Origin of the sequence: Providencia sp. NPDC089933 (assembly GCF_049545585.1) — a bacterium.
Lineage (GTDB): Bacteria > Pseudomonadota > Gammaproteobacteria > Enterobacterales > Enterobacteriaceae > Providencia > Providencia huashanensis.
In genome coordinates this window covers 440,966-455,168 of sequence record NZ_JBMWDT010000001.1, presented here as the reverse complement: position 1 = coordinate 455,168, position 14,203 = coordinate 440,966, and the positions used below count along the sequence as shown (strand labels likewise).

The window sequence follows — 14,203 nt, the reverse complement described above, 5'->3', positions numbered from 1 at the left end:
CCAGCACCCATGCTGGCTATCAAATAAAACACTGGAAGCAATGTGAGCAATGTCATGCCTTGTCTACATAAGCGTTTGCTTAATCGACAAAACGAATGATAATCGTTATCAATGTCGTTTGTAAAGCTTTTTAATGAGATTTTTTCTCATTAAGACATAGTTCAATGATAAACCTAATAATTTAAAGTTAGATTATTAGGTTTACTCCATTAATTACGCCTATTCATTCCTATTTTTTTGATTAAAATTTTGCTTATACCCAGAGCCCCTATTTTTACGCTACAATAGGCTCATTCAGGTTAACGATATCAGTGTTATGCGCCAACTAACTTTTTGGTTTTTACTTATCATTTCTTTATCTGCCCGTGCACTTGCTAACCAAGGGCATTATCCAGACATCGTGGCAAACGAGGTCCCAGCTGATATACGCCAAAAAGGTTTTATTTATTGTGTAAATGGCATCGTCACAACATTTAACCCTCAGTTGGTCAGCAGTGGGCTCATTGTCGACCCTCTTGGCGCACAAATTTATGACCGCCTATTAGATGTCGACCCTTTTACCTATCGTTTAATTCCCGAACTTGCATCACGTTGGGAGGTTCTTGATAACGGCGCAACTTACCGTTTACACCTACGTAAAGACGTAAAATTCCAAAATACGCCTTGGTTTTCACCGACCCGCAACATGAATGCAAATGACGTTGTGTTTAGCTTCGCCCGTATGTTTGAGGTAAATCATCCTTACCATTATATTAATGGTGGCCGTTACCCTTATTTTGATAGTTTGCAATTTGCGAGTAGCGTACAAAGTATACAAAAAATTAATAACTATACGGTTGAGTTCCGTTTGAACTCACCGGATGCCTCCTTCTTATGGCACTTAGCGACTCACTATGCCCCTATCCTGTCGGCTGAATATGCAGACTACCTTTCGAGTATTAACCGCCAAGAGTTGATTGACTGGCGTCCTGTTGGCACAGGGCCATTTAATTTAGATGACTACCAAGCTGGGCAATTTGTTCGTTTACTTAGAAATGACCAATATTGGAAAGGTCAACCTCGTATGGAAGAAGTCGTCGTCGATATGGGTGCCGGTGGAACTGGGCGTATTTCAAAATTACTCACAGGGGAATGCGACGTTTTAGCTTACCCCGCGGCAAGCCAACTAAAAGTGTTACGTGATGACCCACGCTTACGGATTTCCATGCGCTCGGGTATGAATATCGCTTATTTATCATTTAATACCAGTAAACCGCCATTAGATAAGCTAAAAGTACGCCAAGCTATTGCTTATGCGATCAATAATGAAAGGCTAATGCAGTCTATTTATTATGGTACCGCTGAAACAGCGGCATCAATCCTACCTAGGGCTTCGTGGGCATATGATAACCAAGCCAAAATAACAGATTACAATCCAGAACTCTCAAAGCAAATGCTACAAGAAATGGGGTTAGAAAACCTCAAGTTAGACTTATGGGTGCCAATTGCTTCACAATCATACAACCCCAGCCCATTGAAAATGGCTGAGCTTATCCAAGCTGATTTAGCACAAGTCGGAGTTATTATGAATATCCGTTCTGTTGAAGGCCGCTTTCAAGAAAACCAATTAATGGATAGGTCTCATGATATGACACTCGCAGGATGGACAACAGACAGTAATGACCCTGACAGTTTCTTTCGTCCTTTGCTTAGCTGTGCAGCAATAGGTTCACAGACCAACTTGAGCCACTGGTGCAACCCTTCATTTGATGAGATTTTGCATAAAGCATTGCTGACACAACAACTCGCTGCTCGTATCGATTATTACCATCAAGCGCAGCAAATTTTAGGGGAAGAACTTCCCGTTTTACCCCTAGCCTATTCTTTACGTTTACAAGCATATCGTTATGATATTAAGGGCTTAATGATCAGTGCCTTTGGTAACACATCCTTTGCTGGGGTGTATCGTGAAATGGAGCAAAAAATTAAAGTTGCACCTAAAAAGCCGAGTTCGCAACCATGATAATTTATTCTCTGCGTCGTTTTTTATTGCTACTAGTTACCGTATTCTTTTTATCATTAGTGAGCTTTAGCTTAAGTTATTTTACACCTAACGCGCCGTTAAGTGGTGCGTCACTCATTGATGCTTATATTTTCTATTTCGATGGTTTACTTCATTTTGATTTTGGTGTTTCTAGTATCAATGGTGAGCCCATAACCGAACAGCTAAAAGATACCTTCCCTGCAACAATGGAGCTGTGTATTTTAGCCTTTATCTTTGCATTAACCACAGGGATCCCGCTTGGAATTATAGCGGCTTTTTGGCGTAACAAACCTGCCGATATTGTTATCAGTATTTTTGCTTTATTGGGCTTTTCTGTGCCTGTCTTTGTACTAGCGCTTGTTTTAACTTTATTCTTCTCATTACATCTTGGGTGGCTCCCCGTCTCTGGTCGTATTGACCTTTTATATAATCTTAAACCGGTGACAGGGTTTGCTTTAATTGATGCATGGCTTTCAGATTCGCCCTATCGTAAGGATATGATAATTAACGTACTTGAGCATATGATGCTGCCAGTGCTAACCCTAGCACTCGCTCCCACGACAGAAGTTATACGTTTGGTGAGGAACAGTACCGAAGAAATTGCTAGTGAAAACTATATAAAAGCCGCAGCTATCCGCGGTCTCTCAAGAATTAAAATTATTCAGCGCCATATTTTTCACAATGCTATTCCACCTATCATCCCTAAACTTGGGTTACAGTTCTCAACAATGCTAACTCTCACAATGGTAACCGAGCTAGTCTTTAACTGGCCGGGGCTTGGCCGTTGGTTAGTCACTGCGATCCGTCAAGAAGACTATTCGGCGATTTCAGCCGGGGTAATGCTAATCGGTGCATTAGTCATTACAGTAAATGTACTTTCTGATATTTTAGGCGCTATGATGGACCCATTAAAGCATAAGGATTGGTATGTCCTCAGATAATTTTTATCGTGAACAAAAAATGCCATCCCCAACACGTGTGGTATGGAATTTATTTTCATCAGATGTTATTTCAATGGTGGGGTTTATTGGCGTCCTAATTTTGTTGGCTCTATGCTTTACAGGTTCTTATCTTGCTCCTTACGCATTAGATCAACAGTTTTTAGGTTATCAATTAACACCACCCTCTTGGTCGCACTACGGTGAGGTCGCATTCTTCTTCGGGACTGACGATCTTGGTCGCGATATTCTTAGCCGGCTATTAATCGGTACTAAATCAACTTTTGGCTCTGCTATTTTAGTGACCTTCATTGCGACAATTATCGGGTTGGTTTTAGGTTGTTTAGCCGGAATGACTCGTGGGTTAAAATCCGCAGTGTTTAACCATATACTTGATACCCTATTGTCTATTCCCTCATTATTATTAGCCATTATTGTTGTGGCATTTATGGGGGCTAGTTTGCAAAATGCTATGCTAGCTATTTGTCTTGCATTGATTCCTCGAATGGTGAGAACTATTTATGTTGCAGTGCATGATGAATTAGATAAAGAATATATTGTCGCCGCACGCCTTGATGGGGCGTCAAATATTTTTATTTTATGGTATACCGTACTTCCTAACATCACACCAATTTTGGTTACTGAGCTGACTCGCGCGCTATCAATTGCCATATTAGACATTGCCGCTTTAGGCTTTCTTGATTTAGGTGCACAACTCCCTTCCTCTGAATGGGGGGCAATGCTTGGTGATACTTTAGAACTTATCTATGTCGCACCTTGGACCGTGATCCTTCCTGGTATTGCTATCATGATAAGCGTGCTCTTTGTTAACCTTTTAGGCGATGGGTTACACCGAGCGATTAATGCGGGAGTTGAATAATGCCACTATTAGACATCCGCAATTTAACCATCGAATTTATGACGGCGAATGGCCCTGTTAAAGCGGTTGACCGTGTATCCATGACTCTATCTGAAGGTGAAATACGCGGTTTAGTCGGCGAATCAGGTTCAGGTAAGAGCCTAATCGCCAAAGCAATTTGTGGGGTAACTAAAGATAATATTAGGGTAACAGCCGACCGCTTTCGTTTTCAAGATATCGACTTATTAAAACTCAGTCCTCGTAAACGCCGCCGGTTAATTGGCCATAATATTTCAATGATATTTCAAGAGCCCCAGTCTTGTCTCGACCCTGCGGCAGATATTGGTAAACAGCTAATTCAATCTATTCCCAGTTGGACCTATAAGGGCCGTTGGTGGCAACGCTTTAATTGGCGAAAACGCCGAGCGATAGAGTTATTACACCGGGTTGGTATTAAAGACCATAAAGATATTATGCGTAGCTATCCCTATGAACTCACTGACGGTGAATGCCAAAAAGTGATGATAGCTATCGCCATTGCTAACCAACCCCGTTTATTGATTGCGGATGAGCCGACCAACGCAATGGAGTCCACCACGCAAGCTCAAATATTTCGTTTACTTGATAAGTTAAATCAAAACAATAACATGGGTATTCTACTGATTAGCCATGATTTGGAAATGATGTCAAAATTAGTTGACCGTATTAATGTACTTTATTGTGGTCAAACCGTTGAAAGTGCGACTCCTGAAGATATGTTACAGCGCCCACGGCACCCATATACACAAGCCCTAATTCGTTCAATTCCTGATTTTGAAAGCCCAATTCCTCACAAAGGGCGGTTGAATACCTTACCCGGTGCAATTCCTTCACTGGAACATTTGCCTATTGGTTGCCGCCTTGGTCCACGTTGCCCTTATGCGCAGCGTACTTGTATCATTGCGCCTCAATTACGCAGTATTAAAGGCCATCTCGTTGCTTGTCACTATCCGTTAAACACCGAGGAACAGCCATAATGGAAACCTTACTTGAAGTACGTAACCTCACTAAGACTTTCCGTTTCCGTGAAGGGCTATTTCATCGCCATGAGTTACAAGCCGTAAAACCTGTCAGTTTTAACTTACAAGCGGGCCAAACCTTAGCCATTATTGGCGCCAACGGTTCAGGGAAGTCGACACTTGCACGTATGTTATCAGGTGTTATCGAGCCCACTAGTGGCGATATTTTTATCCGTGGGCAGCACCTCAAATTTGGTGATTACAGTTACCGTTGTCAACGGGTTCGCATGATATTCCAAGACCCCAGCACCTCATTAAACCCAAGGCAGCGTATTGGCCAGACCCTTGAGCTTCCTTTAAAGCTAAACACTGATTTAACAGGAATTGAGCGTGAAAGGCGTATAATTCAAACACTTCGCCAAGTAGGTTTACTTGCTGACCATGCAGAATATTACCCTCATATGTTAGCATCAGGGCAGAAACAACGCATCGCATTGGCTAGAGCACTTATCCTACAGCCGGAAATTATTGTTGCGGATGAAGCATTGGCTTCTTTAGATATGTCGATGCGTTCGCAAATCATTAATCTAATGTTGGATTTACAAGCAAAGCAAGATATTGCTTTTATTTATGTCACCCAACATTTAGGCATGATGAAACATATTAGCGATAAAATGCTAGTGATGGATAAAGGAGAAGTTGTCGAGCGAGGCAATACTGCTGAAGTTTTAGCCGCCCCTCTGCATGATGTCACTCGCCGCCTAATTGAAAGCCATTTTGGTGAGCCTTTATCTATCGATGCATGGCGGCAAGATTTATCATAATTAATGCCGCTATTTGTGCTATTAGCGTGAGATTGTCACATTTGCCTTAATATGTTTGAGATGTACAACAATTGTGAAGGTAACAATCACTAACAGTGACCATGCTCCCCATTTGCCCGCATGCACCATTGACCAAGCACCAATTTGGTTTGGGTATTGCCAAACACCAAAAAATGTCCCAAAGTTTTCAGCTAACCAAATAAAAAAACCAATCAACATAAAAGCTAGTAATAAAGGCATTCTGCGTTCTTTATCTAATGGGGTATAAAAAACGACACTACGTGCATACAAGCCAAAAATAAAAGCTGTCAAATACCAACGGTAATCATCAATATAATGGTGGCTAAAAAAATTCACATAAATGGCAAGAGCAACAAGTGTCGCCATCCAATAAGGTGGGTAATGTTCAATTCTAACGTTAAAAAACCGCCAAGACTGAATGATATAGCTCCCTACCGCCGCATACATAAAACCAGTAAACAAAGGAACGCCCCAAAGCTTGGAATAAGCCTCATCGGGGTATTGCCATGAACCAATAGTTGCAGAGGTTTTAAATAACTCCATCATAAAACCGACTAAATGAAAAACACAGATTGCTTTTAATTCATCCCATGTTTCTAGTTTTGACCATACCAATAAAGCTTGAAATGTGACGGCAAAAATTAATAGGGCATCATAGCGAGGAAGCCCCATTACCCCTTTCGCTGGCACTAAAAATAAGGCCAAAAAGAAAAAACCAGCAAATAAACAAGAACGTGCATTGATGATACCAAAGAACCAGAACTCTAAAATAAAACGTTTAATCCCTTGGCTATTATTTGGCGTGTGCGCCATCAAAATTTTATCTAGCTTCCCTAAGATATTTAATTTTTGACACCCGTTGGTCATTTATTTACTCGCTAATTTCAATTGTGCGACTGTATTTTTATATACAAAGTAAGCTGTAGATTTTAGCAAAGCATAGCGAATACACCTAAGGCAACTATCTTAATTTTATGGCTTTTTTTCTTTTACCTTAACATTCTCATTTTTACTCTTGGGCCCTATTTTTGTTTAAATTTTAATTTTTGTATGTATCTCGCACCTGATGGCAATTCGTTAACAGAAAGTAATGATATACTTAAGTGATATGTGTTTATTTGCTATATGAATGCCCACTTAATAACTTAGGAGTTTTATCATGAAATTGTATTACGCTCCCGGTGCTTGCTCGCTGTCCCCTCATATTATTCTGCGTGAGACTGGATTAGACTTCAGTATTGAACGAGTTAATATCAAAGAGAAAAAAACAGAGAAAGGCGAGGATTATTTAGCAATAAACCCTAAAGGACAAGTTCCAACTTTAGTGCTAGATAATGGTGAGCAGTTAACAGAAGGTGCTGTTATTGTTCAATATATTGCTGATCAAAAACCTGATCGTAACCTAATCGCACTACCAGGGTCGATGAAACGTTATCACCAACTCGAAGCCCTTAATTTTATTTCGACAGAATTACATAAAAATTTCTCGCCGTTATTTACCCCCGGTACACCAGAAGAATATAAAGACACCGCTCGTGGCATATTATTTAATAAGTTTAAATATGTCGACAACGTACTATCAAAACAGGCTTTCTTTGCTGGTGATAGCTTTAGTGTTGCCGATGCTTATTTATTTACCGTTAGTGGTTGGGCAAAACATGTCGGGCTGGATTTAGCTAGCCTAACCCACCTACAAGATTACATGGCTAAAATTGCCAAACGCCCTAATGTCCAAGATGCATTAAAAGCTGAGGGACTGATTTAATCCGTAAGATAGCGCTCAACCAACGGGCGCTATCTATTTTATTAACTCATTAAATTTAATCTAACTGCGTCGCACAGAATTTATGTTCAGGATTGACCATTTTGTCTTGGGCTGCAACCAGTTGTAATTCGTATTCACCCATTTCTTTGGTTTTTATCATCACTTCGTATACTGCGGCTGCAACATGCTCAAGCCCTTTATCAAGAGGCTCCCCTTTCAATAAATTGACTAACATTAAACCACTCGTTAAGTCACCGACGCCTACTGGTTGTTTTTCACCAAAATCTACAAGTGGACGACTCACATGCCAGCTATGCTCTGCCGTCACTAAGATCATTTCAAAACGATCAGCCCGATAGCCTGCTCGGCTTAAATGCTTCACCAGCACAATTTTCGGCCCTTTGTGACATAATTCACGAGCGGCTTGTGCTGCTTCATCTACTGTTTTAATACTTCTACCAACTAAAGTTTCTAACTCAAGTAGATTTGGGGCGATGACATCGCTTACTGCTAATGCACGGTGACAAAGAAACTCCGCAACACCTGGTGCAACGATACAGCCTTTTTCAGGATGCCCCATGACAGGGTCACAAAAATAAAGTGCTTGTGGATTTGCCGCTTTAACTTTTTGTACAATCGCAAGGATATCATCCCCTTGCTCTGCGGAACCGATATAACCACTTAAAACCGCATCACAAACTTCTAATTTATGGATTTTTGCTAAGCCTTCAACGATATCGGTTAAGTGCTGAGCTGAAAAAACATTCCCTGTCCACTGTGGATATTGCGTGTGATTCGAAAACTGTACGGTATTAAGTGGCCACACATCTACGCCCATTCGGCACATAGGAAATGCAGCGGCACTGTTTCCTGCATGGCCGAAAACAACATGGGATTGAATTGATAATACGCTTTTCATTAAGAACCCAAAGAATTGTTATGTCGAATGAAGAGAAATCAGTGATTCGCCATTGCTAATATGAATATACTCCAAATAATTCGAGTTGCATGGAGGCGACAAGAGAAGAAAGCCCTATGAGTATACTTGACTCTATACTCAGCTAACTGGACACAATCAACACCTATGCAAATTGAAATATGACGAGTATAGCCTGGGGAACCCCAGGCTAATATTACAAAGGTTAGTCAGAGCTATTTCCAATTAATTAAACAGTCGTTTTTCTTACCACGACGGATTAAAGTATAACGACCAAATAAACGGTCTGCATCACTAAATACATACATAGGGTCTGTTTGTTTTTGACCGTTAATGGATACTGCATTAGAACTGATTGCAGTTCTTGCTTGCCCACGAGATGGCGTTAATTCTGAATCAACTAGAGCTTGTTGTAAGTCAGCTCCCGCATCTAGTGTAATACAAGGCATGCCGTCTTGTGCTAATTGCTCAAAATCAGCTTCTGTTAAATCAGATACCGCACCTGAGAACAAACTATCAGTAATACGTTTTGCTGCGGCTAACCCGCTTTCACCATGCACCAGTTTAGTCACTAACTCAGCTAAAACATATTGAGCACGAGGTGCTTTACCGCTATTTTTATCTTCTTCTTCCAATGCTTGAATTTCTTCTAATTCCATAAAAGTGAAGAATTTTAAGAAACGATAAACGTCAGCATCAGCGGTGTTAATCCAGAATTGATAGAATTTATATTGGCTAGTTTTCTTAGAATCTAACCATACTGCACCACCCTCGGTTTTACCAAATTTAGTACCGTCCGCTTTTGTAATTAGAGGAACTGTCATACCAAACACTTGATTTTGATGTAAGCGACGAGTTAAGTCGATACCGGAGGTAATGTTACCCCATTGGTCTGAACCCCCAATTTGCAGTTCAACACCCATCTCTTTATTCATATTGGCAAAGTCATAACCCTGTAGCAGGTTATAAGCAAACTCGGTGAACGAGATCCCTACATCATCACGGTTTAAACGTTGCTTAACAGATTCACGGTTGATCATTTGGTTAACGGAGAAATGTTTACCAATATCACGTAAGAATGTCAGCACATCCATTTTACCAAACCAATCATAATTGTTAGCAAGGCGTGCGCTGTTATCACCACAATCAAAACTTAAAAATGGTGATACTTGGTTGCGTATTTTTTCTACCCACTCTTGAACGGTTTCTGTGGTGTTTAATTTACGTTCAGTAGCTTTAAAGCTCGGATCGCCAATTAGGCCCGTTGCGCCACCCACCAACGCCACAGGCTTGTGCCCGGCTAGTTGGAATCGTTTTAAACACAGCAAAGGAACCAGATGTCCCAAGTGCAAGCTGTCAGCGGTAGGGTCGAAGCCGCAATAGAGGGAGATAGGCCCTTGCGCCAGTCTCTCTGCTAACGCATCCTCATCCGTTACCTGGGCAACGAGGCCCCGCTCTTGCAATTGTTTAATCAGGTTATTGCTAGACATCAATGACTCCATCGGTTGAATTTTGTCTATCTATTTAGGGTTAAAAAACCAACGATTTTGAGACTCATATCAAAAGCTCGTCAGTTTAATTTGTCAATTTTATTAAATGAGTCTATAGCATAAAGCGCATATCAATTAAGTGCCAGTTAAAAAACTATAATTAAGGGGCTAATCTGTCAATTTTCCAGCCATCCCCTTCGCGTTGATATAAAAAGCGGTCATGAAGGCGGTGAGCGCCCCCTTGCCAAAACTCAACGCTATTAAAAACCACTCGGAACCCACCCCAAAAACTGGGTAATGGAACCTCGCCATTTTTGAATTTTTGTTTTAGCTCTAAAAACTTGCCTTCTAAAATCCCTCGAGCAGAGATTTTAGATGATTGCGCAGAGGCCCACGCTGCAATTTGGCTGTCTTTAGGCCTACTATGAAAATACTTAACAACTTCAATTGGATTTAATCGCTCAGCGACACCCGTAAAATTGACTTGGCGCTCTAGCGGGTACCATGGAAAGTGCAAACTTATTTTGTTATTTTTTTCTAAATGTTGCGCCTTTCTGCTACCTAAATTGGTATAAAAAATTAAACCGTTATCATCAAAATGCTTTAACAATACAATACGTTGATAGGGCTGCCCTGTTTCATCAACTGTAGCAACCGACATTGCTGTTGGGTCACTTAAACGAGCCTCGCACGCTTGCTTCATCCACAATTCAAACAGTGTTAATGGGTTTGGTGTTAAATCATTACGTCTTAAACCACCTTTTGTGTATTCACGACGTACCGATGCGAGGTCTATTTCATCTAGCTCGTTCATTTTTATATCCTTAATACGGTTATTTTTTAGCGATATTTTTAGGGTATATCGCACCGAGAACAGTTTCTTCACTTGCCCCTGTTACAGAAGCAAGATTTCCTGATAAACCGGCTACAGTTCGAGCCGCTAACCACGCAAAAGCTAACGCTTCCATATCGTCACCACTTAACCCAAATTTATCACTGGGAGCGACCTCAATCCCCGGTAACAAAGCCGCTAAACGCTGCATTAGAAAGTGATTCTTTGCGCCACCACCACAAACAATTAAGCGCTCACAGCCGCCACATAATAAAACTTGGTCAGTAATCGATGTTGCCGTCAGCTCACAAAGCGTTGCTTGAACATCCTCAGCAGAAATTAATGGAAACTTATCTAAGTGTTTCTCTAACCATTGCATATTAAAATATTCACGCCCAGTGCTTTTAGGGGATGAGCGTCTAAAATATGGGTCGCTTAGCATGGATTTTAATAATGTGTTATCGACCTTGCCACTACTCGCCCATTGACCGTCTTTATCATATGCTTTCTGTTTATTACGCCAAGTCCATGTATCCATTAACATATTCCCAGGACCTGTATCGTAGCCTTTAACATAAGCACCAGGTAATAAAGCTGTCACATTCGCAATTCCACCAATATTTAATACAATGCGTTTCTCAGTAGGATGCCCTAATACAGCAAGGTGAAATGCAGGCACCAATGGTGCACCTTGCCCGCCATATGCCATGTCCCTACGACGAAAATCCCCAACAGTGGTAATCCCCGTTAAAGCGGCAACTCTGTTGTTATCACCTAATTGCATGGTAAAAGGCTGTTCGCCATCAGGTTCATGCCAAACAGTTTGACCATGGCAGCCAATAGCGATGATATCTTCAGACGTTAAACTGGTTTGTACCAACAGCTGATTAATAGCATCTGCATACAATGACCCTAACTGCCGATCAATTTTGCCAACCTCTGACAATGTTGTTGTTTGCCCTTGGCAAATATTTAAAATTTTTTTCTTTAATTCAATTGGGAATGTGACACTCAAACTAGATTGTTCAGCAACAAACTTATCACTGATTGCTGCAAGCACCACATCAACACCGTCTAAACTCGTTCCCGACATGACACCTATGTAACGACCGGACTTAATCATTATGCTTGTTCCTTCAGTGTGCACATTAACTTGACTAAATATCACTATAAAAGATTGTGCTTTGATGAAGATTTTTGTCAACAATTCGATGCAATTTCTCGGGCAGCTTCGCAGGAATAATAAATAATCACCTTTAAGTTAAAAATAACTAGACAAACTAAATAAAAAAGACACTTTTTAATATCACGATTTCTCTTTTTGTTTACAATGGTTCATAATAAAATTATAAACCAAGCACTAGTTACAGGGTCTTGACTAAGATGATAAGGCGTCCTATTTAGCTATAGATGCGAAATCATACTCATAACTTGACATCCCTTTAACAAACAGTGCCTTTGTCAGTGAAATAATCCTGAATTTGAGATATTTTACCTAGTGTTTACACTCTATTTAAACCAAAATAAGTAATCTAACCTTCGCTTTTTAATACCATTATTTTGATAATTGTTGTGTTTATGGTGAAAACAAATATACGATGCTATGTTAGTGCCACAGACAGCAAATCTCATAGGAGTTATTATGCTTAAGAAAGTTTTTGTAGGTGTTGTTGCAGTTGCAGCGTTATCAGGCTGTGTCAATACCAGTACGCTTTCTGGTGATACTATTTCAGCCAAGGATGCGAAACAGGTACAGACTGTAACCTATGGTACCGTTTTGAATGCCCGCCCTGTGACAATTCAAGCTGGTGAAGATGGTAACGTTATTGGCGCAATTGGTGGTGCTGTGCTCGGTGGTTTATTAGGTAACACTATTGGTGGTGGTACTGGTAATACACTAGCAACTGCAGCAGGCGCAATAGCAGGTGGCTTAGCAGGTCAGCAAGCACAAGGCGCATTGAATAAAAGCCAAGGGGTTCAGTTAGAAATTCGCTTAGATAGCGGCAAAAATATCGTGGTTGTTCAAAAACAAGACCCAAGCACTTTCCGTAACGGTCAACGCGTTATGATTGCAAATAGCGGCAATACAGTCACTGTATCTCCTCGCTAACTTTACTATTCTAAATTAAAATATGTTCACCGGCTCATGGTCGGTGAACATACTTAGTGTTAATTAACTAATATTTAGTTATTAATAACCTCTATTAATTAATTATTTTCCTATATTTTTATCTTTAATATCATGTGTAGTATTCTAGTTAGTCATCCCTCTAGTTATACATATAGATATTTCATTATTCAATGTGAAATAGTTATTTAAGTTATCATTTTTTAGTGAAGGTTTTATTGCTGAGTATTCTACAAGCCGTGTATCATCACTAACTAATGATTGCAGAATAATGTTAAAGAAATTATTTTAACTCAAACCATACACTACAAAAATAACTGCAATACAATATATATTTCACAGAAATAATTTGTCATCTATAAAGATCATTTTATTTAAAATCAATTTGAATAATTATTGTCTTTATAATAATCACCATAATAATAGTTGGTGTTATATTTATTCACATGCTAAATTATACCAAATTCAAGAGTCATTCTGTAACTGTATAATGTTTCTTTCAAGTTTAAGAAGTAACTGAGACAGTTGCTCAAGCTCTTCTTCACTAATATTATTCAATATTTCTAGCCGTGTATTATTAATTACTTGGTCTACTGTCTTAATAAATGGTTCAGACTCTTCTGTCAATTTTATTCTTTTAGCCCTCCTATCATTTGCACATATATGCCTAGAAATGAGTTTTTTTTCCTCTAATTGGTCAAGGGTTCTCACTAGTGATGGTTGTTCTATTCCTATTGCCTTTGCCAGTTGTATTTGCGATTGTTCCGGTGGTAACTGGCTAATATTATGTAATGTAACCCAATGTGTTTGCGTAAGTTTAAGGGGTTTTAAACGATGATCGATTAATGCTCTCCACATACGGACTACACGTGATAATTCTGTTCCAATTTGTGATTCCAATTTACCCTCCTTTATATAATTATAATGTCTAAAAAATATACCAGACTCATATTATTTTTTAAATTATATATTAATTTCCTTTTATATTTACAACTTTTTATTGATGCATAGGACAACAAATACCTATTTATAGTGATGACAAACTCTTCATGAGACGATGTACCTCTAACTAATACCTTGCGACTCATGCCTTTTCAAATTAGTAGGCTTAATAAAGCAACCTATCAATTATCTTATTAATAAGAATAGCCTTACTCTCCTTTCGGATCTATCTATTTTAACCCTTATAGTAATTACAACTAACAATAAAAAAAGCAATACCAAATAAATGGTTTAAAAACAAAAGTATATAGTTAATCTTAAAAATATGTTATTTATGGTTGTTTTTATAGAATCTATAGCTATTTTGAATAAATAAAATTTTATTGAAAGATAAACAACGAAATTAATTAAAATAAAATAATTAAAAAAGAACTAGTTACTTTAAT

13 protein-coding genes are annotated in these 14,203 nt (G+C 39.4%); 7 read left to right on the top strand and 6 right to left on the bottom strand.

Going from position 1 to position 14,203, the window contains the following annotated elements:
• The first annotated feature begins 316 nt into the window (after nt 1-316).
• The 5 genes from sapA to sapF are packed head-to-tail and all read left to right on the top strand — an operon-like array spanning nt 317 to nt 5,642.
• Nucleotides 317-2,002, top strand: coding sequence for an ABC transporter substrate-binding protein SapA (gene sapA, locus ACPEH5_RS02350; RefSeq protein WP_048607026.1), 1,686 nt, complete (start codon nt 317-319; stop codon nt 2,000-2,002).
• Nucleotides 1,999-2,964, top strand: coding sequence for a putrescine export ABC transporter permease SapB (gene sapB / locus ACPEH5_RS02345; RefSeq protein WP_042844008.1), 966 nt, complete (start codon nt 1,999-2,001; stop codon nt 2,962-2,964). Before sapA ends, sapB begins: the two co-directional genes overlap by 4 nt.
• Nucleotides 2,951-3,841 carry a putrescine export ABC transporter permease SapC gene (gene sapC / locus ACPEH5_RS02340; RefSeq protein ID WP_042844010.1) on the top strand — a complete coding sequence of 297 codons (891 nt, stop codon included), beginning with the start codon at nt 2,951-2,953 and terminating at the stop codon, nt 3,839-3,841. Before sapB ends, sapC begins: the two co-directional genes overlap by 14 nt.
• Nucleotides 3,841-4,836: a putrescine export ABC transporter ATP-binding protein SapD gene (sapD, locus tag ACPEH5_RS02335; RefSeq protein ID WP_042844011.1), complete on the top strand. Its 996-nt coding sequence runs from the start codon at nt 3,841-3,843 to the stop codon at nt 4,834-4,836. Before sapC ends, sapD begins: the two co-directional genes overlap by 1 nt.
• Nucleotides 4,836-5,642, top strand: a complete 807-nt coding sequence (gene sapF, locus ACPEH5_RS02330) for a putrescine export ABC transporter ATP-binding protein SapF (protein WP_247603799.1) — start codon at nt 4,836-4,838, stop codon at nt 5,640-5,642. The genes sapD and sapF overlap by 1 nt, the downstream gene beginning before the upstream one ends.
• A 21-nt stretch (nt 5,643-5,663) precedes the next feature.
• Here the strand turns inward: sapF and ACPEH5_RS02325 are convergent, their stop codons facing one another.
• On the bottom strand, nt 5,664-6,530 hold the full coding sequence (locus ACPEH5_RS02325; RefSeq protein ID WP_048607024.1) for a DUF817 domain-containing protein: 867 nt from the start codon (nt 6,528-6,530) through the stop codon (nt 5,664-5,666).
• 292 nt (nt 6,531-6,822) lie between these two features.
• On the opposite strand from ACPEH5_RS02325, the gene gstA reads away from it, so the two are divergent.
• The gene (gstA, locus tag ACPEH5_RS02320; RefSeq protein ID WP_042844014.1) at nt 6,823-7,428 is read left to right on the top strand and encodes a glutathione transferase GstA; all 606 of its coding nucleotides are present in this window, start codon (nt 6,823-6,825) and stop codon (nt 7,426-7,428) included.
• A 55-nt stretch (nt 7,429-7,483) separates the two neighbouring features.
• On the opposite strand, the gene pdxY is transcribed toward gstA, so the two are convergent.
• From pdxY to anmK, 4 genes are all read right to left on the bottom strand, one after another.
• A complete protein-coding gene (pdxY, locus tag ACPEH5_RS02315) occupies nt 7,484-8,347 on the bottom strand; it encodes a pyridoxal kinase PdxY (RefSeq protein ID WP_129465839.1) in 864 nt (287 codons plus the stop codon).
• Nucleotides 8,348-8,580: 233 nt separating this feature from the next.
• A complete protein-coding gene (tyrS, locus tag ACPEH5_RS02310) occupies nt 8,581-9,855 on the bottom strand; it encodes a tyrosine--tRNA ligase (RefSeq protein ID WP_042844016.1) in 1,275 nt (424 codons plus the stop codon).
• 160 nt (nt 9,856-10,015) lie between these two features.
• Nucleotides 10,016-10,669: a pyridoxamine 5'-phosphate oxidase gene (gene pdxH / locus ACPEH5_RS02305; protein ID WP_042844017.1), complete on the bottom strand. Its 654-nt coding sequence runs from the start codon at nt 10,667-10,669 to the stop codon at nt 10,016-10,018.
• Nucleotides 10,670-10,688: 19 nt separating this feature from the next.
• A complete protein-coding gene (anmK, locus tag ACPEH5_RS02300) occupies nt 10,689-11,810 on the bottom strand; it encodes an anhydro-N-acetylmuramic acid kinase (RefSeq protein ID WP_042844019.1) in 1,122 nt (373 codons plus the stop codon).
• Between the two features lie 519 nt (nt 11,811-12,329).
• On the opposite strand from anmK, the gene ACPEH5_RS02295 reads away from it, so the two are divergent.
• A complete protein-coding gene (locus ACPEH5_RS02295; RefSeq protein ID WP_042844020.1) occupies nt 12,330-12,797 on the top strand; it encodes a glycine zipper 2TM domain-containing protein in 468 nt (155 codons plus the stop codon).
• A 483-nt stretch (nt 12,798-13,280) separates the two neighbouring features.
• Here ACPEH5_RS02295 and slyA read toward each other — a convergent pair whose 3' ends face one another.
• Nucleotides 13,281-13,715, bottom strand: coding sequence for a transcriptional regulator SlyA (gene slyA, locus ACPEH5_RS02290; protein ID WP_042844021.1), 435 nt, complete (start codon nt 13,713-13,715; stop codon nt 13,281-13,283).
• Nucleotides 13,716-14,203 lie beyond the last annotated feature (488 nt).

Coding starts and splice junctions, on each gene's coding strand:
- sapA (WP_048607026.1), top strand. CDS start 317: ATGCGCCAACTAACTTTTTGGTTTTTACTTATCATTTCTTTATCTGCC.
- sapB (WP_042844008.1), top strand. CDS start 1,999: ATGATAATTTATTCTCTGCGTCGTTTTTTATTGCTACTAGTTACCGTA.
- sapC (WP_042844010.1), top strand. CDS start 2,951: ATGTCCTCAGATAATTTTTATCGTGAACAAAAAATGCCATCCCCAACA.
- sapD (WP_042844011.1), top strand. CDS start 3,841: ATGCCACTATTAGACATCCGCAATTTAACCATCGAATTTATGACGGCG.
- sapF (WP_247603799.1), top strand. CDS start 4,836: ATGGAAACCTTACTTGAAGTACGTAACCTCACTAAGACTTTCCGTTTC.
- ACPEH5_RS02325 (WP_048607024.1), bottom strand. CDS start 6,530: ATGACCAACGGGTGTCAAAAATTAAATATCTTAGGGAAGCTAGATAAA.
- gstA (WP_042844014.1), top strand. CDS start 6,823: ATGAAATTGTATTACGCTCCCGGTGCTTGCTCGCTGTCCCCTCATATT.
- pdxY (WP_129465839.1), bottom strand. CDS start 8,347: ATGAAAAGCGTATTATCAATTCAATCCCATGTTGTTTTCGGCCATGCA.
- tyrS (WP_042844016.1), bottom strand. CDS start 9,855: ATGTCTAGCAATAACCTGATTAAACAATTGCAAGAGCGGGGCCTCGTT.
- pdxH (WP_042844017.1), bottom strand. CDS start 10,669: ATGAACGAGCTAGATGAAATAGACCTCGCATCGGTACGTCGTGAATAC.
- anmK (WP_042844019.1), bottom strand. CDS start 11,810: ATGATTAAGTCCGGTCGTTACATAGGTGTCATGTCGGGAACGAGTTTA.
- ACPEH5_RS02295 (WP_042844020.1), top strand. CDS start 12,330: ATGCTTAAGAAAGTTTTTGTAGGTGTTGTTGCAGTTGCAGCGTTATCA.